We start from the raw sequence: 24,277 nt of genomic DNA, 5'->3' as shown, positions 1-24,277 counted from the left end.
GCAATGAGGAAGATTGCCGGGTGCTGACAGTAAAAAGCAATCGTAAAATCAGCGGCAAGCCGAAAGGGTTCCGGTGAGGCGCAATGTTGCGGGGGCTTTATCCCTGGTGGCATTGGTTGCTGGAGAGAGAAAACCCCCGCACGTTGCAGGTATGTACCTGACAACATAACGGGGGCTAATCTTGAACCTAGACCACTCAAGAATAGCCGCGAAACGTTGTCATTACAACACAGGCGGCTATATGACGCTCGCAGAGCTGGGCATGGCCTTCTGGCATGATTTAGCGGCTCCGGTCATTGCTGGCATTCTTGCCAGTATGATCGTGAACTGGCTGAACAAGCGGAAGTAGCGTGTCATGTGGGCGTCAGGCTGCCGTAATGGCAATTTGCGCCCGGACCAGGCCGCAGGAGTGAAACTCTGCGGCCTTTTTCGTAAGAAAAATGCAACGGTTGCAAGCGGATAATATTCTGCGGAATGCGCAGCACAGAGTGAAGATGAGACGGATTCCGGAACAGAAAAACAGTCGTAGAATCAGCGTCAAGCCGGAAGGATTCCGGTGAGGCGCAATGTTGCGGGGGCTTAATCCCTGGTGGCATTGGTTGCTGGAGAGAGAAAACCCCCGCACGTTGCAGGTATGCACCTGACAACACCACGGGGGCCATTCTTGCATCCAAACAATACAAGAATAGCCGCGAAACGTTGTCATTACAATACAGGCGGCTATATGACGCTCGCAGAACTGGGCATGGCCTTCTGGCATGATTTAGCGGCTCCGGTCATTGCTGGTATTCTTGCCAGTATGATCGTGAACTGGCTGAACAAGCGGAAGTAACGTGCCATGCGGGCGTCAGGCTGCCGTAATGGCAATTTGCGCCCGGATCAGGCCGCAGGGGTGAAACTCTGCGGCCTTTTTCGTAAGAAAAATGCAACGGTTGCAAGCGGATAATATTCTGCGGAATGCGCAGCACAGAGTGAAGACGTGACGGATTCCGGAACAGAAAAACAGTCGTAGAATCAGCGTCAAGCCGGAAGGGTTCCGGTGAGGCGCAATGTTGCGGGGGCTTTATCCCTGGTGGCATTGGTTGCTGGAGAGAGAAAACCCCCGCACGTTGCAGGTATGCACCTGACAACATCACGGGGGCCATTCTTGAACCTGAACAACTCAAGAATAGCCGCGAAACGTTGTCATTACAACACAGGCGGCTATATGACGCTCGCAGAACTGGGCATGGCCTTCTGGCATGATTTAGCGGCTCCGGTCATTGCTGGCATTCTTGCCAGTATGATCGTGAACTGGCTGAACAAGCGGAAGTAGCGTGTCATGTGGGCGTCAGGCTGCCGTAATGGCAATTTGCGCCCGGACCAGGCCGCAGGAGTGAAACTCTGCGGCCTTTTTCGTAAGAAAAATGCAACGGTTGCAAGCGGATAATATTCTGCGGAATGCGCAGCACAGAGTGAAGATGAGACGGATTCCGGAACAGAAAAACAGTCGTAGAATCAGCGTCAAGCCGGAAGGATTCCGGTGAGGCGCAATGTTGCGGGGGCTTAATCCCTGGTGGCATTGGTTGCTGGAGAGAGAAAACCCCCGCACGTTGCAGGTATGCACCTGACAACACCACGGGGGCCATTCTTGCATCCAAACAATACAAGAATAGCCGCGAAACGTTGTCATTACAATACAGGCGGCTATATGACGCTCGCAGAACTGGGCATGGCCTTCTGGCATGATTTAGCGGCTCCGGTCATTGCTGGTATTCTTGCCAGTATGATCGTGAACTGGCTGAACAAGCGGAAGTAACGTGCCATGCGGGCGTCAGGCTGCCGTAATGGCAATTTGCGCCCGGATCAGGCCGCAGGGGTGAAACTCTGCGGCCTTTTTCGTAAGAAAAATGCAACGGTTGCAAGCGGATAATATTCTGCGGAATGCGCAGCACAGAGTGAAGACGTGACGGATTCCGGAACAGAAAAACAGTCGTAGAATCAGCGTCAAGCCGGAAGGGTTCCGGTGAGGCGCAATGTTGCGGGGGCTTTATCCCTGGTGGCATTGGTTGCTGGAGAGAGAAAACCCCCGCACGTTGCAGGTATGCACCTGACAACATCACGGGGGCCATTCTTGAACCTGAACAACTCAAGAATAGCCGCGAAACGTTGTCATTACAACACAGGCGGCTATATGACGCTCGCAGAACTGGGCATGGCCTTCTGGCATGATTTAGCGGCTCCGGTCATTGCTGGCATTCTTGCCAGTATGATCGTGAACTGGCTGAACAAGCGGAAGTAACGTGTCATGCGGGCGTCAGGCTGCCGTAATGGCAATTTGCGCCCGGACCAGGCCGCAGGGGTGAAACTCTGCGGCCTTTTTCGTAAGAAAAATGCAACGATTGCACGCGGATAATATTCTGCGGAATGCGCAGCACAGAGTGAAGACGTGACGGATTCCGGAACAGAAAAACAGTCGTAGAATCAGCGGCAAGCCGGAAAGGTTCCGGTGAGGCGCAATGTTGCGGGGGCTTTATCCCTGGTGGCATTGGTTGCTGGAGAGAGAAAACCCCCGCACGTTGCAGGTATGCACCTGACAACATCACGGGGGCTAATCTTGAACCCAAACAACTCAAGAATAGCCGCGAAACGTTGGCATTACAACACAGGCGGCTATATGACGCTCGCAGAACTGGGCATGGCCTTCTGGCATGATTTAGCGGCTCCGGTCATTGCTGGCATTCTTGCCAGTATGATCGTGAACTGGCTGAATAAGCGGAAGTAACGTGTCATGCGGGCGTCAGGCTGCCGTAATGGCAATTTGCGCCCGGATCAGGCCGCAGAGGTTAAACTCTGCGGCCTTTTTCGTGCTTACTGCGGGTAAGGCACCCAGTCGCCGCCGTTCAGGCGAACGTACGGTTTATCCTGGTATTGAATAACTACTGCATTTGAGTTCTCGGAGACCGGTGCTGTTTGTGGCAACCCACTGGTGAGTTTTTTCCAGTCAACATTGTCTTCGGTGAAAATCTTGCCATCAAGAACGCGAACCACCAGATCGGAGATAGCTAGGAAGCTGCTCGGTTGGTCAATGACAATCGGTGCCCCCTGATGTGGTGCCTTCATGCCGAAGAATTTCACCCCAACGGGGACGTCTGTGATAGACGGGCTAGGGATATCACGTAGGCCAGATACCTGCATTCTGTCGCCCTTCAGCGCGCCGCCGTGTTCCGGCACCACGACCACCATCACTTTACGACCCGATTTCTCCAGTTCAGTAAAGAAGGCGTCCAGTTCATCAAAGAATTTCTGCGCCCGCGCTTTGTAATCCGCTGTTTTGCTGACCCCCGGATAATGGTTGCCGTCATGCAGTGGAAGCGTGTTGTAGAACGTGGCACTACGGCTGTTTTTATCTTTTTCGGTAACGTCCAGCCAGCGGTTAAGCACGGCGGTATCGTCATAAACCGGCGAACCATCAAAGCCCAGCAAAATAACCGGCAGATTTGTTTGATCCATCAATTCAGTCTGCATGCCGCCATTTTCGCGAACTTCTTTCAAAAAACCGCCGAACTGGCCGTTATGTCCCATCATCAGGTGCTGGGTAAAGCCCAGTTTCGAAAGGTTATCAAACAGATAGCAGTCGTTATTTGCCGGTTGATACAGATTAGTGTGCGAAGTCTGCCCGCAGCTGGCGCGCAGTAAACGGATCGCCGCCGGGCCACTGTAGGAGGTGGCGGAGTTAAAGTTCTTGAACTCAATATCGAAATGCGACCACAGTGGATGCGACATCAACCCGGCGGCTTCTATATCCGACCAGGAAAGCGAACAGATGTTAATCACCAGTAGTTCAAATGGCTGAGCATCAGCGGGCAGCGAAGACGGGAAGGTCGATTTACGTTTCGCCTCCGCGTTATAGAAATTATTCAGCCAGGCGTTAAGGTTCGCCGTTGTTGGCGGTGCAGTTTGTGCGGGCATATCACCCACTACCGATGCGCCACCCGTCGCCGCAACGGTTGCCGCTGCGTTACCACCCGTCGTTGTTACAGTGGTCGTCGGTTGTCCGGCTGGCCACAAGGAGAAACTTGGTCCCGCCAGGGTAAGTACGTTCAGCCATAGCAGTATGGCAACCACAAAAACGGTAATGCGAATCCATTGTGACAGGAATAACCAGGCCACTAATAAAACAAAAATGGCCCCAATCATCTGCCAGTTAATAAAGCGTGTGACAAGGTCGATTAAATAATCGGTACTGAACCCCGCCACCTGCGAACCCTGGCTCATTATGCTTTCCGGGCCAGGCAACCAGGTGTCATGCCAGAACAAAGCAAAGCCGATCGGCAGGGCAATCCAGTGGCGCAAGCGATGCAGGCTGTAGCGCGGAATGGGCATCAGCAGAAACGTGGCAAACACCAAATTGAGGAGCGGATGGAAGTTAAGATATCCCGCCCACAACAGGCCGAACTTAACCAGAAAATAGAAGTTCCAGCCGGAAAGGCCGCGCCAGTATTGCCAGAGGGAAGAAGGCATGGCGGTATTTTGCGTAAATTGAGTCATTTTTTGGTTGCCCTGGCTTTTTCCGTGCGGCGTAACGTCCCGGCCGGTTTAACATAACGAGGTTTAGCAAAGAATAAACGTAAGGTGTCGCGAATGCGTCGCAAAGAGTGCCGCGCCAGATAGCCCAGCGGGAAAAATATCAGTGCGCAAACGACAATAATTTCAATGATATCGCTGATGGTCATCATGATGAGCGCTCCACAGCATCATCTAACAGTCGCATGGGTTCTGGTATTCGTCGCCAGTGGCGACCATCGTGCTCGGCATTGATGACCGGTTTAGAACTTTGCGTTAAAGGCAGCGGCATGCCCCATTGTTCTGGGGCAAGCAAGCGCATCTGCACCAGCTCGGCACTGATTTGATCATCTTCAAACCAGACCATACGGTTTGAGAAAATGTCGCCAGTAGGCAATGGGAAAATATGATTCAACGCGGTATCCAGATCGTTAATCCGACAGAATGAGAGAAACAGCACCAGCCGATTACCGCCAATGGTCATGATATCGCCGGTACGGTTAGGGCGACACAGCGTCAGGGCTTGTTCAACGCGGATACCCGGTACCGGACGTAGGGCAACCAGAACGCCTTTACCGTGGGCAGGTAATAGAGGGTTATTCATCATGTTGTTGACGGCATTACAGAACACATCCCACTTCTGGAAACCACGCAGTTTGAGCGGCTGGGTCATTGACAGCAAGGTAGTGATATCTTCCGGCACATAGCGACTAAACTTCTGCCCTTGCACGCTTTCGATCATCGTCAGACAACGGGAGAGTGGCGCATTCCACGGAATAACCATATTTGCACCGCAGGCCAATAACAAACGTTCATCGGTGGCGCGCAGGCTAGCGGTATTTTCCCGCACGAGGATTTTCATCGCACTACCGCGCTGGCGACGCAGGGTATGAATGCTGCGGGCCAGTGGCTCGATTTGCGCATTTTGCTGTAAAGAAAAGACCACCGTCGCCGCCTGAGCGGTACGGGCTTCATTGAACAGGACTTCGTTATTGTTGAACAGTTGCCAGTGTTCCGATAGCGGCGGCGCACCTTCCAGTACAGCAACATTACTCAGAATGCGTTTTTCGTCGCTGCGTGGTTGGATCTCCGCCTCTTCGCTTTGAACTAATGTCCAGATACCATTTTGTTGCTGAACGCTAAGCTGCTGACGGGCGCTGACCCCTTTTTCGTTGCACCAGAAGGCAATATCCAGCAAATGTTGGTCACCCTGAAAACGCAAACTGGCAAGACCAAAAAGTGAACGGTATTCCTCAAGCAACAATGAAAATTGTTTATCGTTATTATTTCCGGGATTAATTACCAAAAGCGAACAATGGTTTAACCTGCTCCATTTATTCATTTTATCCAACCATGAGCGAAGCCGCTCGGCAGGAATGTTTTGCCATGCGTTATTTGCGCAAACAAGAATAAAAAGGTAATTATGGGGATCAATAGAACACTGCAAATCACGGGCCAAATAGTATAGACCTTTTTCATGATTTAGCATTGAAAATAATTTTATTTTTTCCGGCCCTTGAGAATCATCTAATTGAAAGATTTTCGCCGGATCGCTGTCCATGCTAATGACCGCGACGTGTGCGGTTTCAGCCTGGGATGCAATTGTTTGATTCGCCAGACTGATAGCATCTTCATGGCGATCGACGTTAAACCACCAGACGCCGCCTGCTGGCATATGTCGCAGCTCATCCCATAATGATGAGATACCGATAGAGAATACAGGGTCCACAATGTCCCTCATGTCACCATTTTGTCTGATTATCAGTTTACTAGCGAAAGCTGGTAATGACTCCAACTTATTGATAGTGTTTTATGTTCAGATAATGCCCGATGACTTTGTCATGCAGCTCCACCGATTTTGAGAACGACAGCGACTTCCGTCCCAGCCGTGCCAGGTGCTGCCTCAGATTCAGGTTATGCCGCTCAATTCGCTGCGTATATCGCTTGCTGATTACGTGCAGCTTTCCCTTCAGGCGGGATTCATACAGCGGCCAGCCATCCGTCATCCATATCACCACGTCAAAGGGTGACAGCAGGCTCATAAGACGCCCCAGCGTCGCCATAGTGCGTTCACCGAATACGTGCGCAACAACCGTCTTCCGGAGACTGTCATACGCGTAAAACAGCCAGCGCTGGCGCGATTTAGCCCCGACATAGCCCCACTGTTCGTCCATTTCCGCGCAGACGATGACGTCACTGCCCGGCTGTATGCGCGAGGTTACCGACTGCGGCCTGAGTTTTTTAAGTGACGTAAAATCGTGTTGAGGCCAACGCCCATAATGCGTGCAGTTGCCCGGCATCCAACGCCATTCATGGCCATATCAATGATTTTCTGGTGCGTACCGGGTTGAGAAGCGGTGTAAGTGAACTGCAGTTGCCATGTTTTACGGCAGTGAGAGCAGAGATAGCGCTGATGTCCGGCAGTGCTTTTGCCGTTACGCACCACCCCGTCAGTAGCTGAACAGGAGGGACAGCTGATAGAAACAGAAGCCACTGGAGCACCTCAAAAACACCATCATACACTAAATCAGTAAGTTGGCAGCATCACCCAGATTTAGCTTGTGAATCAATTTAGAAGGTCACAAGACGTGTGATTTTAGTCTTTTCGTTTTTAACTTTTTCTGTTGCGTAACGGAAAGTCAAAAAGTGAGCAAATTCCCGTCTCGCCGTAAACAATAAACCGGCGAAATGCTCACGGTTAGAATTGTTTCATGAACGGTACGGTTATTTCATAGGGATCAAGCAAAATGAATAACAATGAACCAGATACTCTGCCTGATCCCGCGATAGGCTATATCTTCCAGAATGATATTGTGGCGTTAAAGCAGGCATTTTCACTGCCTGATATTGATTATGCCGATATTTCCCAACGCGAACAGTTGGCCGCGGCATTAAAACGCTGGCCGTTGCTGGCAGAGTTTGCGCAACAAAAGTAGGGGATTGGTGAATGGCCGTACTGGGATTGCAGGGGGTGCGGGGAGGCGTGGGGACAACAACCATCACCGCCGCATTAGCCTGGTCATTACAAATGTTGGGAGAAAATGTCCTGGTGGTCGATGCCTGCCCGGACAACTTGTTGCGCCTGTCATTTAATGTTGATTTTACCCACCGTCAGGGCTGGGCCAGAGCGATGCTGGATGGCCAGGACTGGCGTGACGCTGGGTTGCGCTACACCTCGCAGCTCGATTTGCTGCCTTTTGGTCAGTTATCCATTGAAGAACAAGAAAATCCACAGCACTGGCAAACCCGGCTGAGCGATATTTGCTCCGGCTTACAGCAACTAAAAGCCAGCGGGCGTTACCAGTGGATTTTAATCGACTTACCGCGTGATGCCTCGCAGATAACCCACCAGCTGCTGAGTTTGTGCGATCACTCGCTGGCAATCGTCAATGTGGATGCCAACTGCCATATCCGACTGCATCAGCAAGCGCTGCCGGATGGCGCACATATTTTGATTAATGACTTCCGTATTGGCAGTCAGGTTCAGGACGATATTTACCAGCTTTGGTTGCAAAGCCAGCGCCGATTACTGCCGATGCTCATTCATCGTGATGAAGCGATGGCTGAATGCCTGGCGGCTAAGCAACCAGTAGGTGAATATCGCAGTGATGCGCTGGCGGCTGAAGAGATACTGACGCTGGCGAACTGGTGCCTGTTGAACTACTCCGGGCTGAAAACGCCAGTCGGGAGTGCATCATGAGTATCCTGACCCGGTGGTTGCTTATCCCGCCGGTCAACGCGCGGCTTATCGGGCGTTATCGCGATTATCGTCGTCACGGTGCGTCGGCTTTCAGCGCGACGCTCGGCTGTTTCTGGATGATCCTGGCCTGGATTTTTATTCCGCTGGAGCACCCGCGCTAGCAGCGTATTCGCGCAGAACATAAAAACCTGTATCCGCATATCAACGCCTCGCGTCCGCGTCCGCTGGACCCGGTCCGTTATCTCATTCAAACATGCTGGTTACTGATCGGTACATCGCGCAAAGAAACGCCGAAACCGCGCAGGCGGGCATTTTCAGGTCTGCAGAATATTCGTGGACGTTACCATCAATAGATGAACGAGCTGCCTGAGCGCGTTAGCCATAAAACACAGCATCTTGATGAGAAAAAAGAGCTCGGTCATTTGAGTGCCGGGGCGCGGCGGTTGATCCTCGGTATCATCGTCACCTTCTCGCTGATTCTGGCGTTAATCTGCGTTACTCAACCGTTTAACCCGCTGGCGCAGTTTATCTTCCTGATGCTGCTGTGGGGTGTAGCGCTGATCGTACGGCGGATGCCGGGGCGCTTCTCGGCGCTAATGTTGATTGTGCTGTCGCTGACCGTTTCTTGCCGTTATATCTGGTGGCGTTACACCTCTACGCTGAACTGGGACGATCCGGTCAGCCTGGTGTGCGGGCTTATTCTGCTCTTCGCTGAAACGTACGCGTGGATTGTGCTGGTGCTCGGCTACTTCCAGGTAGTATGGCCGCTGAATCGTCAGCCGGTGCCATTGCCGAAGGATATGTCGCTGTGGCCGTCAGTGGATATCTTTGTCCCGACTTACAACGAAAATCTCAATGTGGTGAAAAATACCATTTACGCCTCGCTGGGTATCGACTGGCCGAAAGACAAACTGAACATCTGGATCCTCGATGACGGCGGCAGGGAAGAGTTTCGCCAGTTTGCGCAAAACGTGGGGGTGAAATATATCGCCCGCACCACTCATGAACATGCGAAAGCGGGCAACATCAACAATGCGCTGAAATATGCCAAAGGCGAGTTCGTGTCGATTTTCGACTGCGACCACGTACCAACGCGATCGTTCCTGCAAATGACCATGGGCTGGTTCCTGAAAGAGAAACAGCTGGCGATGATGCAGACTCCACACCACTTCTTCTCGCCGGACCCGTTTGAACGCAACCTGGGACGTTTTCGTAAAACGCCGAACGAAGGCACGCTGTTCTATGGTCTGGTGCAGGATGGCAACGATATGTGGGACGCCACTTTCTTCTGCGGTTCCTATGCGGTGATTCGTCGTAAGCCGCTGGATGAAATTGGCGGCATTGCTGTCGAAACCGTGACTGAAGATGCGCATACTTCTCTGCGTTTGCACCGTCGTGGCTATACCTCCGCGTATATGCGTATTCCGCAGGCGGCGGGGCTGGCGACCGAAAGTCTGTCGGCGCATATCGGTCAGCGTATTCGCTGGGCGCGCGGGATGGTACAAATCTTCCGTCTCGATAACCCGCTCACCGGTAAAGGACTGAAGTTTGCTCAGCGGCTGTGCTACGTCAACGCCATGTTCCACTTCTTGTCGGGCATTCCACGGCTGATCTTCCTGACTGCGCCGCTGGCGTTCCTGCTGCTTCATGCCTACATCATCTATGCGCCAGCGTTGATGATCGCCCTATTCGTGCTGCCGCATATGATCCATGCCAGCCTGACCAACTCGAAGATCCAGGGCAAATATCGCCACTCTTTTTGGAGTGAAATCTACGAAACGGTGCTGGCGTGGTATATCGCACCACCGACGCTGGTGGCGCTGATTAACCCGCACAAAGGCAAATTTAACGTCACCGCCAAAGGTGGACTGGTGGAAGAAGAGTACGTCGACTGGGTGATCTCGCGGCCCTACATCTTCCTTGTTCTACTCAACCTGGTGGGCGTTGCGGTAGGCATCTGGCGCTACTTCTATGGCCCGCCAACCGAGATGCTCACCGTGGTCGTCAGTATGGTGTGGGTGTTCTACAACCTGATTGTTCTTGGCGGCGCAGTTGCGGTATCGGTAGAAAGCAAACAGGTACGCCGATCGCACCGCGTGGAGATGACGATGCCCGCGGCAATTGCCCGCGAAGATGGTCACCTCTTCTCGTGTACCGTTCAGGATTTCTCCGACGGTGGTTTGGGGATCAAGATCAACGGTCAGGCGCAGATTCTGGAAGGGCAGAAAGTGAATCTGTTGCTTAAACGCGGTCAGCAGGAATACGTCTTCCCGACCCAGGTGGCGCGCGTGATGGGTAATGAAGTTGGGCTGAAATTAATGCCGCTCACCACCCAGCAACATATCGATTTTGTGCAGTGTACGTTTGCCCGTGCGGATACATGGGCGCTCTGGCAGGACAGCTACCCGGAAGATAAGCCGCTGGAAAGTCTGCTGGATATTCTGAAGCTCGGCTTCCGTGGCTACCGCCATCTGGCGGAGTTTGCGCCTTCTTCGGTGAAGGGCATATTCCGTGTGCTGACTTCTCTGGTTTCCTGGGTTGTATCGTTTATTCCGCGCCACCCGGAGCGGAGCGAAACGGCACAACCATCGGATCAGGCTTTGGCTCAACAATGATGATAACGCGATGAAAAGAAAACTATTCTGGATTTGTGCAGTGGCTATGGGGATGAGTGCGTTCCCCTCTTTCATGACGCAGGCGACGCCAGCAACGCAACCACTGATCAATGCTGAGCCAGCTGTAGCCGCCCAGACGGAACAAAATCCGCAGGTGGGGCAAGTGATGCCGGGCGTGCAGGGCGCTGATGCGCCAGTCGTGGCGCAGAACGGTCCTTCGCGTGATGTGAAGCTGACCTTTGCGCAAATTGCGCCGCCGCCGGGCAGCATGGTGCTACGTGGCATTAACCCGAACGGCAGCATTGAGTTTGGTATGCGCAGCGATGAAGTGGTGACGAAGGCGATGCTCAACCTCGAATACACGCCATCGCCATCGTTACTGCCTGTCCAGTCGCAGTTAAAGGTTTATCTCAATGATGAGCTGATGGGCGTGCTGCCAGTGACCAAAGAACAGTTGGGTAAAAAAACGCTGGCGCAAATGCCCATTAACCCACTGTTTATTACCGACTTCAACCGTGTGCGGCTGGAGTTTGTCGGCCATTATCAGGACGTGTGCGAAAACCCGGCCAGCACCACGCTTTGGCTGGATGTTGGGCGGAGCAGTGGACTGGATCTGACCTATCAGACCCTGAATGTGAAGAGTGACCTGTCACACTTCCCGGTGCCATTCTTTGACCCGCGCGATAACCGTACTAACACCTTGCCGATGGTCTTTGCGGGTGCGCCGGATGTTGGGCTGCAACAAGCATCTGCCATTGTCGCCTCGTGGTTTGGTTCGCGTTCTGGCTGGCGTGGGCAGAACTTCCCGGTGCTCTATAACCAATTGCCGGATCGCAATGCCATTGTCTTTGCAACCAACGACAAACGGCCGGACTTCCTGCGCGATCATCCGGCGGTAAAAGCCCCGGTGATTGAGATGATTAACCATCCGCAGAATCCTTACGTCAAACTGCTGGTGGTGTTTGGTCGTGACGACAAAGACCTGTTGCAGGCAGCGAAAGGTATCGCTCAGGGTAACATTCTGTTCCGTGGTGAAAGCGTGGTAGTGAATGAAGTGAAACCGCTGCTACCGCGTAAGCCGTACGATGCGCCGAACTGGGTACGTACCGATCGTCCGGTCACATTTGGCGAACTGAAAACCTATGAAGAACAGTTACAATCCAGCGGTCTTGAGCCAGCAGCGATTAACGTTTCGCTAAACCTGCCGCCGGATCTCTACCTGATGCGCAGTACCGGCATTGATATGGATATTAATTACCGCTACACCATGCCGCCGGTGAAAGACAGTTCGCGGATGGATATCAGCCTGAATAACCAGTTCCTGCAATCCTTCAACCTGAGCAGTAAACAGGAGGCGAACCGCCTGCTGCTGCGGATTCCGGTATTACAAGGTTTGCTGGATGGCAAAACGGATGTCTCTATTCCGGCGCTGAAACTGGGCGCGACCAACCAGCTGCGCTTCGACTTTGAGTATATGAACCCGATGCCGGGCGGTTCGGTGGATAACTGTATTACCTTCCAGCCGGTGCAGAATCATGTGGTGATTGGTGACGATTCCACCATCGACTTCTCGAAGTATTACCACTTCATCCCGATGCCGGATCTACGCGCCTTTGCTAACGCGGGCTTCCCGTTCAGCCGGATGGCGGATCTGTCGCAAACCATCACCGTGATGCCGAAAACGCCTAACGAAGCACAGATGGAAACGTTGCTGAATACTGTTGGTTTTATCGGCGCACAGACGGGCTTCCCGGCGATTAATCTGACGGTGACCGATGATGGCAGCACCATTCAGGGCAAAGATGCCGACATCATGATCATCGGTGGTATCCCGGACAAATTAAAAGACGATAAGCAGATCGACCTGTTGGTGCAGGCGACCGAAAGCTGGGTGAAAACACCGATGCGCCAGACCCCGTTCCCCGGCATTGTGCCGGACGAGAGCGATCGCGCGGCAGAAACCCAGTCAACGCTGACCTCTTCCGGTGCGATGGCGGCGGTGATTGGCTTCCAGTCGCCGTATAACGACCAGCGCAGCGTGATTGCGCTGCTGGCAGATAGCCCACGCGGTTATGAAATGCTTAACGATGCGGTGAACGATAGCGGCAAACGCGCCACCATGTTCGGTTCGGTCGCGGTGCTCCGCGAGTCCGGTATCAACAGCCTACGTGTTGGCGACGTTTATTACGTAGGTCATCTGCCGTGGTTCGAGCGCTTGTGGTATGCGCTGGCAAACCATCCGATTCTGCTGGCGGTGCTGGCGGCAATCAGTGTGATATTGCTGGCATGGGTACTGTGGCGTCTGCTGCGAATTATTAGTCGTCGTCGTCTTAACCCGGATAACGAGTAATTGAAGATGAATGTGTTGCGTAGTGGAATCGTGACGATGCTGCTGTTGGCTGCCTTTAGTGTTCAGGCAGCCTGTACCTGGCCTGCCTGGGAGCAGTTTAAAAAGGATTACATCAGTCAGGAAGGGCGCGTCATCGCCCCCAGCGACGCGCGCAAAATCACCACCTCCGAAGGGCAAAGTTACGGTATGTTCTTTGCCCTGGCGGCTAACGACCGTGTAGCTTTCGATAATATTCTCGACTGGACGCAGAACAATCTCGCTCAGGGCTCTTTAAAAGAACGTTTGCCCGCCTGGCTGTGGGGCAAGAAAGAGAACAGTAAGTGGGAAGTGCTGGACAGCAATTCGGCCTCCGATGGTGATGTCTGGATGGCCTGGTCGTTGCTGGAGGCGGGGCGTTTGTGGAAAGAGCAGCGTTATACCGACATCGGCAGCGCGTTGCTAAAACGTATCGCGCGGGAGGAAGTGGTGACGGTGCCTGGGCTGGGTTCCATGTTGTTACCGGGCAAAGTGGGTTTTGCTGAGGATAACAGCTGGCGTTTTAACCCCAGCTACCTGCCGCCGACGCTGGCGCAGTATTTCACCCGCTTTGGCGCGCCGTGGACCACGCTGCGCGAAACCAATCAACGTTTATTGCTGGAAACCGCCCCGAAAGGTTTTTCGCCAGACTGGGTGCGCTATGAGAAAGACAAAGGCTGGCAGCTAAAAGCCGAAAAAACATTGATCAGCAGCTACGACGCTATCCGCGTTTACATGTGGGTAGGCATGATGCCTGACAGCGATCCGCAAAAAGCGCGGATGCTCAACCGGTTTAAACCGATGGCGACATTCACTGAGAAAAACGGTTATCCGCCGGAAAAAGTGGATGTGGCTACGGGGAAAGCGCAGGGTAAAGGACCGATCGGTTTTTCTGCCGCCATGCTGCCCTTTTTACAAAACCGCGATGCGCAGGCCGTTCAGCGCCAGCGCGTGGCCGATAACTTTCCCGGCAGCGATGCCTATTACAACTATGTGCTGACCCTGTTTGGACAAGGCTGGGATCAACACCGTTTCCGCTTCTCGACAAAAGGTGAGTTATTACCTGACTGGGGCCAGGAATGCGCAAATTCACACTAAACATATTCACGCTTTCCCTCGGTCTGGCCGTCATGCCGATGGTCGAGGCAGCACCAACCGCTCAGCAACAGTTGCTGGAGCAAGTTCGGTTAGGCGAAGCGACCCATCGTGAAGATCTGGTGCAACAGTCGTTATATCGGCTGGAACTTATTGATCCGAATAACCCGGACGTCGTTGCCGCCCGTTTCCGTTCTTTGTTACGTCAGGGCGATATTGATGGCGCGCAAAAACAGCTCGATCGGCTGTCGCAGTTAGCGCCGAGTTCAAATGCGTATAAATCGTCGCGGACTACGATGCTACTTTCCACGCCGGATGGTCGTCAGGCACTGCAACAGGCACGATTGCAGGCGACGACCGGTCATGCAGAAGAAGCTGTGGCGAGTTACAACAAACTATTCAACGGTGCGCCGCCGGAAGGTGACATTGCTGTCGAGTACTGGAGTACGGTGGCGAAAATTCCGGCTCGCCGTGGCGAAGCGATTAATCAGTTAAAACGCATCAATGCGGATGCACCGGGCAATACGGGCCTGCAAAACAATCTGGCGCTATTGCTGTTTAGTAGCGATCGCCGTGACGAAGGTTTTGCCGTCCTGGAACAGATGGCAAAATCGAACGCCGGGCGCGAAGGGGCCTCTAAAATCTGGTACGGGCAGATTAAAGACATGCCCGTCAGTGATGCCAGTGTGTCGGCGCTGAAAAAATATCTCTCGATCTTTAGTGATGGCGATAGCGTGGCGGCTGCGCAATCGCAACTGGCAGAACAGCAAAAACAGCTGGCCGATCCTGCTTTCCGCGCTCGTGCGCAAGGTTTAGCGGCGGTGGACTCTGGTATGGCGGGTAAAGCCATTCCCGAACTACAACAGGCGGTGCGGGCGAACCCGAAAGACAGTGAAGCTCTGGGGGCGCTGGGCCAGGCGTATTCTCAGAAAGGCGATCGCGCCAATGCAGTGGCGAATCTGGAAAAAGCCCTCGCACTGGACCCGCACAGCAGCAACAACGACAAATGGAACAGTCTGCTGAAAGTAAACCGCTACTGGCTGGCGATCCAGCAGGGCGATGCTGCGCTGAAAGCCAATAATCCTGACCGGGCAGAACGCCTGTTCCAGCAGGCGCGTAATGTCGATAACACCGACAGTTATGCAGTGCTGGGGCTGGGCGATGTGGCGATGGCGCGAAAAGATTATCCCGCCGCCGAACGTTATTATCAGCAGACCTTGCGTATGGACAGCGGCAACACTAACGCCGTGCGCGGGCTGGCAAATATTTACCGCCAGCAATCGCCAGAAAAAGCTGAAGCGTTTATCGCCTCGCTCTCTGCCAGTCAGCGGCGTAGCATTGATGATATCGAACGCAGCCTGCAAAACGACCGTCTGGCACAGCAGGCAGAGGCACTGGAAAACCAGGGCAAATGGGCGCAGGCGGCAGCACTTCAGCGGCAACGACTGGCGCTGGACCCCGGCAGCGTATGGATTACTTACCGACTTTCGCAGGATCTCTGGCAGGCCGGACAACGCAGCCAGGCCGATACGTTAATGCGCAATCTGGCGCAGCAGAAGTCGAACGACCCAGAGCAGGTTTACGCTTACGGGCTGTACCTACGCTTACGGGCTGTACCTCTCTGGTCATGACCAGGACAGAGCGGCGCTGGCGCATATCAACAGCCTGCCGCGTGCGCAGTGGAACAGCAATATTCAGGAGCTGGTTAATCGACTGCAAAGCGATCAGGTGCTGGAAACCGCTAACCGCCTGCGAGAAAGCGGCAAAGAGGCAGAAGCGGAAGCGATGCTGCGCCAGCAACCACCTTCCACGCGTATTGACCTCACGCTGGCTGACTGGGCGCAACAACGACGTGATTACACCGCCGCCCGCGCTGCATATCAGAATGTCCTGACGCGGGAGCCAGCTAACGCCGACGCCATTCTTGGTCTGACGGAAGTGGATATTGCTGCCGGTGACAAAGCGGCGGCACGTAGCCAGCTGGCGAAACTGCCCGCTACCGATAACGCCTCGCTGAACACACAGCGGCGCGTGGCGCTGGCACAGGCGCAGCTTGGCGATACCGCAGCAGCGCAGCGGACGTTTAATAAGTTGATCCCGCAGGCAAAATCTCAGCCACCGTCGATGGAAAGCGCGATGGTGCTGCGTGATGGTGCGAAGTTTGAAGCGCAGGCGGGCGATCCAACGCAGGCGCTGGAAACCTACAAAGACGCCATGGTCGCATCCGGTGTGACTACGACGCGTCCGCAGGATAACGACACCTTTACCCGACTGACCCGTAACGACGAGAAAGATGACTGGCTGAAACGTGGCGTGCGCAGCGATGCGGCGGACCTCTATCGCCAGCAGGATCTTAACGTCACCCTTGAGCACGATTACTGGGGTTCGAGCGGCACCGGTGGTTACTCCGATCTGAAAGCGCACACTACCATGTTGCAGGTGGATGCGCCGTATTCTGACGGGCGGATGTTCTTTCGCAGTGATTTCGTCAATATGAACGTCGGCAGTTTCTCCACTAATGCCGATGGCAAATGGGATGACAACTGGGGCACCTGTACATTACAGGACTGTAGCGGCAACCGCAGCCAGTCGGATTCCGGTGCCAGCGTGGCGGTCGGCTGGCGAAATGACGTCTGGAGCTGGGATATCGGTACCACGCCGATGGGCTTCAACGTGGTGGATGTGGTCGGCGGCATCAGTTACAGCGATGATATCGGGCCGCTGGGTTACACCGTTAACGCCCACCGTCGGCCCATCTCCAGTTCTTTGCTGGCCTTTGGTGGGCAAAAAGACTCCCCGAGCAATACCGGGAAAAAATGGGGTGGCGTACGTGCCGACGGTGTGGGGCTAAGTCTGAGCTACGATAAAGGTGAAGCAAACGGCGTCTGGGCATCGCTTAGTGGCGACCAGTTAACCGGTAAAAATGTCGAAGATAACTGGCGCGTGCGCTGGATGACGGGCTATTACTATAAGGTCATTAACCAGAACAATCGCCGCGTCACAATCGGCCTGAACAACATGATCTGGCATTACGACAAAGATCTGAGTGGCTACTCACTCGGTCAGGGCGGTTACTACAGTCCGCAGGAATACCTGTCGTTTGCCATACCGGTGATGTGGCGGGAGCGCACGGAAAACTGGTCGTGGGAGCTGGGGGCGTCTGGCTCGTGGTCGCATTCACGCACCAAAACCATGCCGCGTTATCCGCTGATGAATCTGATCCCGACCGACTGGCAGGAAGAAGCTGCGCGGCAATCCAACGATGGCGGCAGCAGTCAGGGCTTCGGCTACACGGCGCGGGCATTACTTGAACGACGTGTTACTTCCAACTGGTTTGTTGGCACGGCAATTGATATCCAGCAGGCGAAAGATTACGCACCCAGCCATTTCCTGCTCTACGTACGTTATTCCGCCGCCGGATGGCAGGGTGACATGGATTTACCGCCGCAGCCGCTGATACCTTACGCCGACTGGTAAGTTTTCAGATAGCGCCTCTCTTAATGCCGCTGCGATCGGGTATACTCGGGCGGCAATCTGGGATTTCCGGGGGGAGACAATTTGCGCGTAAGTCGCTCGTTAACAATCAAGCAGATGGCAATGGTGGCAGCCGTTGTCCTGGTGTTCGTTTTTATTTTTTGCACCGTTTTGCTGTTCCATCTGGTCCAGCAGAATCGCTATAACACGGCTACGCAACTGGAAAGCATTGCTCGCTCTGTCCGCGAACCCTTATCTTCAGCTATTTTGAAAGGCGATATTCCCGAAGCGGAAGCTATTCTTGCCAGCATTAAACCGGCAGGCGTGGTCAGCCGTGCCGATGTAGTGCTGCCTAACCAGTTCCAGGCGCTGCGTAAAAGTTTTATTCCAGAGCGCCCGGTGCCGATAATGGTTACTCGCCTGTTTGAGCTACCGGTTCAAATCTCGCTGGGCGTTTACTCGCTCGAACGTCCGGCAAACCCGCAGCCAATTGCCTATCTGGTACTACAGGCGGATTCCTTCCGTATGTATAAGTTCGTGATGAGCACCCTCTCAACGTTAGTGACCATTTACTTACTTTTGTCGCTTATCCTGACCGTCGCCATCAGCTGGTGCATTAACCGCCTGATTTTGCATCCGTTACGCAATATTGCTCGCGAACTTAACGCCATCCCAGCCCAGGAGCTTGTTGGTCACCAACTGGCATTACCGCGTCTGCATCAGGACGATGAAATCGGTATGTTGGTGCGCAGTTACAACCTCAACCAGCAATTGCTGCAGCGCCATTATGAAGAACAGAACGAAAATGCGATGCGCTTCCCGGTGTCGGATTTGCCGAACAAAGCCTTGCTGATGGAGATGCTGGAGCAGGTTGTCGCGCGTAAACAAACCACCGCGCTGATGATCATCACCTGTGAAACCCTGCGTGATACTGCGGGCGTGCTGAAAGAGGCGCAACGAGAAATTCTGCTGCTGACGCTGGTGGAAAAACTCAAATCGGTACTGTCGCCACGTATGATCCTCGCGCAGATTAGCGGTTATGACTTTGCTGTCATTGCCAACGGTGTACAGGAACCGTGGCACGCAATCACCTTAGGTCAGCAAGTGCTCACTATCATGAGCGAGCGCCTGCCGATTGAACGTATTCAACTCCGTCCGCACTGTAGCATTGGCGTGGCGATGTTCTACGGCGATCTCACCGCCGAACAGCTTTACAGTCGCGCTATTTCTGCGGCATTTACCGCTCGCCATAAAGGCAAGAATCAGATTCAGTTCTTTGATCCGCAGCAGATGGAAGCCGCCCAGAAGCGGTTGACGGAAGAGAGCGATATCCTTAATGCACTGGAAAATCATCAGTTTGCTATTTGGTTACAGCCACAGGTCGAGATGACCAGCGGTAAACTGGTCAGTGCGGAAGTGTTACTGCGTATCCAGCAACCGGATGGCAGTTGGGACCTGCCGGATGGCTTAATCGATCGCATTGAGTGCTGTGGGCTGATGGTTACCGTCGGTCACTGGGTGCTGGAAGAGTCCTGTCGATTGCTTGCAGCCTGGCAAGAGCGCGGCATTATGCTGCCCTTGTCGGTAAACCTCTCTGCGCTGCAACTGATGCACCCAAATATGGTGGCGGATATGCTGGAACTGTTAACCCGCTATCGCATTCAGCCGGGAACACTGATTCTGGAAGTGACAGAAAGCCGACGTATTGACGACCCTCATGCTGCGGTGGCAATCCTCCGTCCGCTGCGCAATGCCGGAGTTCGGGTGGCGCTGGATGATTTCGGCATGGGCTACGCAGGGCTGCGTCAGCTGCAGCATATGAAATCGTTGCCAATCGACGTACTGAAAATCGACAAAATGTTTGTTGAAGGCTTGCCGGAAGATAGCAGCATGATTGCTGCAATTATCATGCTGGCGCAGAGCCTGAACTTACAAATGATTGCCGAAGGCGTGGAGACTGAAGCACAACGCGACTGGCTGGCAAAAGCGGGCGTTGGTATTGCCCAGGGCTTCCTTTTTGCTCACCCACTCCCTATTGAAATCTTCGAAGAGAGTTACCTGGAAGAAAAGTAGCTACCCCAAACTGATTACAAAACTTTAAAAAGTGCTGGTTTGTGCGAGCCAGCTCAAACTTTTTAACCTTTTTGTTTCAATTATGATCCAGGTACATTTCTGTGATGTTGTCTGGGTGTTATTTTAAGGCCGCAGGTACCCCATAACCTTACAAGACCTGTGGTTTTACTAAAGGACACCCTATGAAAACCTCTCTGTTTAAAAGCCTTTACTTTCAGGTCCTGACAGCGATAGCCATTGGTATTCTCCTTGGCCATTTCTATCCTGAAATAGGCGAGCAAATGAAACCGCTTGGCGACGGCTTCGTTAAGCTCATTAAGATGATCATCGCTCCTGTCATCTTTTGTACCGTCGTAACGGGCATTGCGGGCATGGAAAGCATGAAGGCGGTCGGTCGTACCGGCGCAGTCGCACTGCTTTACTTTGAAATTGTCAGTACCATCGCGCTGATTATTGGTCTTATCATCGTTAACGTCGTGCAGCCTGGTGCCGGAATGAACGTCGATCCGGCAACGCTTGATGCGAAAGCGGTAGCGGTTTACGCCGATCAGGCGAAAGACCAGGGCATTGTCGCCTTCATTATGGATGTCATCCCGGCGAGCGTCATTGGCGCATTTGCCAGCGGTAACATTCTGCAGGTGCTGCTGTTTGCCGTACTGTTTGGTTTTGCGCTCCACCGTCTGGGCAGCAAAGGCCAACTGATTTTTAACGTCATCGAAAGTTTCTCGCAGGTCATCTTCGGCATCATCAATATGATCATGCGTCTGGCACCTATTGGTGCGTTCGGGGCAATGGCGTTTACCATCGGTAAATACGGCGTCGGCACACTGGTGCAACTGGGGCAGCTGATTATCTGTTTCTATATTACCTGTATCCTGTTTGTGGTGCTAGTATTGGGTTCAATCGCTAAAGCGACTGGTTTCAGTATCTTCAAATTTATCCGCTACATCCGTGAAGAACTGCTGATTGTACTGGGGACTTCATCTTCCGAGTCGGCGCTGCCGCGTATGCTCGACAAGATGGAGAAACTCGGCTGCCGCAAATCGGTGGTGGGGCTGGTCATCCCGACAGGCTACTCGTTTAACCTTGATGGCACATCGATATACCTGACAATGGCGGCGGTGTTTATCGCCCAGGCCACTAACAGTCAGATGGATATCGTCCACCAAATCACGCTGTTAATCGTGTTGCTGCTTTCTTCTAAAGGGGCGGCAGGGGTAACGGGTAGTGGCTTTATCGTGCTGGCGGCGACGCTCTCTGCGGTGGGCCATTTGCCGGTAGCGGGTCTGGCGCTGATCCTCGGTATCGACCGCTTTATGTCAGAAGCTCGTGCGCTGACTAACCTGGTCGGTAACGGCGTAGCGACCATTGTCGTTGCTAAGTGGGTGAAAGAACTGGACCACAAAAAACTGGACGATGTGCTGAATAATCGTGCGCCGGATGGCAAAACGCACGAATTATCCTCTTAATCTCACCACTTATGCCCGCACTCCCTTCCCCGAGTGCGGGTGTTTGCGCATAATTGACCCCTGTGCCTGAACTTACCACCTGGGTGAGTTCAGGTTTATTTCACTTCTTCCGTGACATTTTCATGTTCTTGCGGTCTAACACGAAGTGTTTTTAACGTCATTTAGACTGACTGACAACGGGCAGTTTTTTATTACCAGGATAGTTGATCAGGGGTTCACATGCAGGGCACAAAAATTCGACTTTTAGCGGGCGGTTTGCTGATGATGGCCACTGCTGGCTATGTGCAGGCAGATGCGCTCCAGCCTGATCCAGCATGGCAACAGGGGACGCTTTCCAACGGTTTACAGTGGCAAGTGCTGACCACCCCCCAGCGTCCCAGCGATCGTGTTGAAATTCGCCTGCTGGTTAATATCGGTTCGCTCGCCGAAAGTACACAACAGAGCGGTTACAGTCACGCCATCCCTCGTATTGCGCTAACGCAAAGCGGTGGCCTTGACGCAGCACAGGCGCGTTCATTGTGGCAGCAGGGGATCGACCCTAAACGCCCGATGCCGCCGGTAATTGTCTCTTATGACACCACGCTGTTTAATCTGAGTTTGCCCAATAACCGTAACGATTTGCTGAAAGAAGCGCTCTCTTATCTGGCAAATGCCACTGGCAAATTGACCATCACACCAGAAACCATCAACCACGCGCTGCAAAGTCAGGACATGGTGGCAACCTGGCCTGCCGATACTAAAGAGGGCTGGTGGCGCTATCGTCTGAAAGGGTCAACCTTGTTAGGTCACGATCCTGCCGATCCGCTGAAACAACCCGTTGAAGCGGAAAAAATTAAAGATTTCTATCAGAAATGGTACACCCCGGATGCAATGACGCTACTGGTGGTGGGAAACGTGGATGCGCGCTCGGTTGTCGACCAAATCAACAAAACGTTTGGCGAACTGAAAGGCAAACGTGAAACGCCAGCTCCGGTGCCGACGCTTTCTCCGCTGCGTGCGGAAGCGGTGAGTATTATGACTGACGCGGTGCGTCAGGACCGGTTATCTATCATGTGGGATACGCCGTGGCAGCCGATTCGTGAATCAGCCGCACTGCTGCGCTACTGGCGTGCGGACCTGGCCCGCGAGGCGCTGTTCTGGCATGTTCAGCAAGCGTTAAGCGCCAGTAACAGCAAAGACATCGGTCTTGGATTTGACTGCCGTGTGCTGTATCTGCGTGCGCAGTGTGCCATCAACATCGAATCACCAAACGACAAGCTGAACAGCAACCTTAATCTGGTGGCGCGTGAACTGGCGAAGGTTCGCGATAAAGGTCTGCCGGAAGAAGAGTTCAATGCGTTAGTGGCGCAAAAGAAACTGGAGCTGCAGAAACTGTTTGCCGCCTATGCGCGGGCTGATACCGATATTCTGATGGGTCAGCGGATGCGTTCGCTGCAAAATCAGGTCGTCGATATCGCGCCGGAGCAGTATCAGAAACTGCGGCAGGATTTCCTTAACAGCCTGACGGTGGAGATGTTAAATCAGGATCTGCGTCAGCAGTTGTCGAATGATATGGCGTTAATACTGCTGCAGCCGAAAGGCGAGCCGGAATTTAACATGAAAGCGTTGCAGGCGGCCTGGGATCAAATCATGGCCCCATCGACTGCTGCTGCCGCCACCTCTGTCGCCACGGATGACGTACATCCTGAAGTGACGGATATTCCACCTGCACAGTAATGCCTGATGGTGATGAGTTAGCACAACCATCAGGTATTTATGGATGAGCTGGATAGAGGGGTAACACTTTATCCAGCCTTTTGCATATGCTGCGTTTACGCTGGCATCGCCTCACGCGGGATAATCGCGCCGCGATACTGAATAACGGTACTTGCGGTCAGGTGCCCGCGTTTCGCCGCGTTTTCCGCACTGCCGCCCGTCAAACATACCGCCAGATAACCGGCGCTGAAAGAGTCGCCAGCTGCGGTGGTATCGATCACTTTTTCTTTCGGCAGTTTCACCGCCGGAACATCCACTAACCCTTCGCCAGCAATGGACACCAGGCAAGAATCCGCCCCGCGTTTCACCACCACTTCTTTCACGCCCGCGTTATGGGTGCGCGCAATGACGTCTTCCACCGGCTGTTGACCCCACAGCGCGTCTTCATCGTCCAGCGTCAGGAAGGCGATATCCGTGCATTCCAGCATTTGTTGGTACACCTGCTGTGTCTCTTCTTTGCTGGCCCACAGGCGCGGACGATAGTTATTGTCGAAAATCACTTTTCCGCCGTTGGCGCGGCATTCGCGCAGCAGGGAAAGCAGCTTTTCGCGGCTGGTCGGGCTTAAGATCGCCAGGCTAATCCCGCTCAGGTAGAGATAATCGAAATTCGCCAGCTCTTCGCAAATCGCCGCAGACTGCTCACTCTCCAGCCAGAATTTGGCGGCGGCTTCGTTCCGCCAGTAGTAGAACGTACGCTCGCCGGTGCTGTCGGTTTCAATGTAGTAAAGGCCCGGCAGACGGTTTTCCATCCGTTGGGTCAGGGAAGTATCAACGTTCTCGCCGTGCCAGGCGTCCAGCATTTGCTGGCTAAAACTGTCCGTTCCCAGCGCCGTTACGTAATGAACGGTTAATGCCGCAGGATCGACCTGACGGGCGATATAGACGGAAGTGTTCAGGGTATCGCCGCCGAAACCGCGCTTAACGTCCGCGCCTTTCTCGGAAAGCTCAATCATGCATTCGCCAATCACGGCAATCTTTTTGGACATAGTCGTGAACCTGATCTGTAAAAAATTAGCGTTAGTTTGCGCTGTGGTGGTTTGCTGGTCAACCATATTAAAACAGTGTTCCATTATTTTTTTGAGCCAGAACGTATTCCTGAAAGATTCCGTTGTGGAGTGAGGAAATTTACCCCGGCCAGGCGGTAAAGTTCTGCCCTTGCGCGCCGATAATCTTTGTCGAGTCCGGG

The 24,277-nt window shown here is 53.5% G+C and carries 18 protein-coding genes and 2 pseudogenes; 15 read left to right on the top strand and 5 right to left on the bottom strand.

Annotation, left to right across the window (positions count from 1 at the left end; translation table 11 throughout):
- Positions 1–241 precede the first annotated feature (241 nt).
- The 6 genes from C1P89_RS19895 to C1P89_RS19845 all read left to right on the top strand — a co-directional run bounded on the left by C1P89_RS19895 (position 242) and on the right by C1P89_RS19845 (position 2,764).
- Complete coding sequence (locus C1P89_RS19895) at positions 242–349, top strand: type I toxin-antitoxin system toxin Ldr family protein (RefSeq protein ID WP_001295224.1); 108 nt, start codon at positions 242–244, stop codon at positions 347–349.
- 375 nt (positions 350–724) lie between these two features.
- Positions 725–832: a type I toxin-antitoxin system toxin Ldr family protein gene (locus tag C1P89_RS19885; protein ID WP_001295224.1), complete on the top strand. Its 108-nt coding sequence runs from the start codon at positions 725–727 to the stop codon at positions 830–832.
- 375 nt (positions 833–1,207) lie between these two features.
- Complete coding sequence (locus tag C1P89_RS19875) at positions 1,208–1,315, top strand: type I toxin-antitoxin system toxin Ldr family protein (protein ID WP_001295224.1); 108 nt, start codon at positions 1,208–1,210, stop codon at positions 1,313–1,315.
- A 375-nt stretch (positions 1,316–1,690) separates the two neighbouring features.
- The gene (locus C1P89_RS19865; RefSeq protein ID WP_001295224.1) at positions 1,691–1,798 is read left to right on the top strand and encodes a type I toxin-antitoxin system toxin Ldr family protein; all 108 of its coding nucleotides are present in this window, start codon (positions 1,691–1,693) and stop codon (positions 1,796–1,798) included.
- A gap of 375 nt (positions 1,799–2,173) precedes the next feature.
- On the top strand, positions 2,174–2,281 hold the full coding sequence (locus tag C1P89_RS19855) for a type I toxin-antitoxin system toxin Ldr family protein (RefSeq protein ID WP_001295224.1): 108 nt from the start codon (positions 2,174–2,176) through the stop codon (positions 2,279–2,281).
- A 375-nt stretch (positions 2,282–2,656) separates the two neighbouring features.
- Positions 2,657–2,764: a type I toxin-antitoxin system toxin Ldr family protein gene (locus C1P89_RS19845; protein ID WP_001295224.1), complete on the top strand. Its 108-nt coding sequence runs from the start codon at positions 2,657–2,659 to the stop codon at positions 2,762–2,764.
- A gap of 86 nt (positions 2,765–2,850) precedes the next feature.
- Here the strand turns inward: C1P89_RS19845 and bcsG are convergent, their stop codons facing one another.
- The 4 genes from bcsG to C1P89_RS19825 form a co-directional block, all read right to left on the bottom strand.
- Positions 2,851–4,530: a cellulose biosynthesis protein BcsG gene (gene bcsG / locus C1P89_RS19840; protein ID WP_000191628.1), complete on the bottom strand. Its 1,680-nt coding sequence runs from the start codon at positions 4,528–4,530 to the stop codon at positions 2,851–2,853.
- Positions 4,527–4,718, bottom strand: a complete 192-nt coding sequence (gene bcsF, locus C1P89_RS19835) for a cellulose biosynthesis protein BcsF (protein WP_000988308.1) — start codon at positions 4,716–4,718, stop codon at positions 4,527–4,529. The genes bcsG and bcsF overlap by 4 nt, the downstream gene beginning before the upstream one ends.
- A complete protein-coding gene (gene bcsE / locus C1P89_RS19830) occupies positions 4,715–6,286 on the bottom strand; it encodes a cellulose biosynthesis c-di-GMP-binding protein BcsE (protein WP_001204920.1) in 1,572 nt (523 codons plus the stop codon). The genes bcsF and bcsE overlap by 4 nt, the downstream gene beginning before the upstream one ends.
- Before the next feature lie 55 nt (positions 6,287–6,341).
- A protein-coding gene (locus C1P89_RS19825; protein ID WP_094096600.1) for an IS1-like element IS1A family transposase occupies positions 6,342–7,039 on the bottom strand; the annotation gives its coding sequence in 2 pieces (ribosomal slippage) (positions 6,342–6,790 and positions 6,790–7,039; 699 coding nt in all).
- A 253-nt stretch (positions 7,040–7,292) separates the two neighbouring features.
- On the opposite strand from C1P89_RS19825, the gene bcsR reads away from it, so the two are divergent.
- The 9 genes and pseudogenes from bcsR to C1P89_RS19775 all read left to right on the top strand — a co-directional run bounded on the left by bcsR (position 7,293) and on the right by C1P89_RS19775 (position 23,052).
- Positions 7,293–7,481, top strand: a complete 189-nt coding sequence (gene bcsR / locus C1P89_RS19820; RefSeq protein WP_001063318.1) for a cellulose biosynthesis protein BcsR — start codon at positions 7,293–7,295, stop codon at positions 7,479–7,481.
- 11 nt (positions 7,482–7,492) lie between these two features.
- Positions 7,493–8,245, top strand: coding sequence for a cellulose biosynthesis protein BcsQ (gene bcsQ, locus C1P89_RS19815; RefSeq protein ID WP_000279528.1), 753 nt, complete (start codon positions 7,493–7,495; stop codon positions 8,243–8,245).
- Positions 8,242–10,860: pseudogene (gene bcsA / locus C1P89_RS19805) on the top strand (UDP-forming cellulose synthase catalytic subunit). Before bcsQ ends, bcsA begins: the two are co-directional and overlap by 4 nt.
- 10 nt (positions 10,861–10,870) lie before the next feature.
- Positions 10,871–13,210, top strand: coding sequence for a cellulose biosynthesis cyclic di-GMP-binding regulatory protein BcsB (bcsB, locus tag C1P89_RS19800; RefSeq protein WP_014334088.1), 2,340 nt, complete (start codon positions 10,871–10,873; stop codon positions 13,208–13,210).
- Positions 13,211–13,216: 6 nt separating this feature from the next.
- The gene (gene bcsZ, locus C1P89_RS19795) at positions 13,217–14,323 is read left to right on the top strand and encodes a cellulose synthase complex periplasmic endoglucanase BcsZ (protein WP_005138095.1); all 1,107 of its coding nucleotides are present in this window, start codon (positions 13,217–13,219) and stop codon (positions 14,321–14,323) included.
- Positions 14,305–17,797: pseudogene (bcsC, locus tag C1P89_RS19790) on the top strand (cellulose synthase complex outer membrane protein BcsC). Before bcsZ ends, bcsC begins: the two are co-directional and overlap by 19 nt.
- 81 nt (positions 17,798–17,878) lie before the next feature.
- Positions 17,879–19,867, top strand: a complete 1,989-nt coding sequence (gene hmsP / locus C1P89_RS19785; RefSeq protein WP_001266285.1) for a biofilm formation regulator HmsP — start codon at positions 17,879–17,881, stop codon at positions 19,865–19,867.
- A gap of 182 nt (positions 19,868–20,049) precedes the next feature.
- Positions 20,050–21,336 (top strand): C4-dicarboxylate transporter DctC, encoded by a 1,287-nt coding sequence (gene dctA, locus C1P89_RS19780; RefSeq protein ID WP_000858214.1) that lies wholly within the window; start codon positions 20,050–20,052, stop codon positions 21,334–21,336.
- Positions 21,337–21,555: 219 nt separating this feature from the next.
- Entirely contained in the window at positions 21,556–23,052 is a 1,497-nt protein-coding gene (locus tag C1P89_RS19775; RefSeq protein WP_001163119.1) for a M16 family metallopeptidase, read from the top strand.
- A 95-nt stretch (positions 23,053–23,147) separates the two neighbouring features.
- On the opposite strand, the gene kdgK is transcribed toward C1P89_RS19775, so the two are convergent.
- Complete coding sequence (gene kdgK / locus C1P89_RS19770; RefSeq protein WP_005138106.1) at positions 23,148–24,077, bottom strand: 2-dehydro-3-deoxygluconokinase; 930 nt, start codon at positions 24,075–24,077, stop codon at positions 23,148–23,150.
- Positions 24,078–24,277: the final 200 nt, after the last annotated feature.

Origin of the sequence: Shigella sonnei, from assembly GCF_002950395.1 — a bacterium.
GTDB lineage: Bacteria > Pseudomonadota > Gammaproteobacteria > Enterobacterales > Enterobacteriaceae > ECMA0423.
This window is presented reverse-complemented; position numbering and strand designations above follow the sequence as displayed.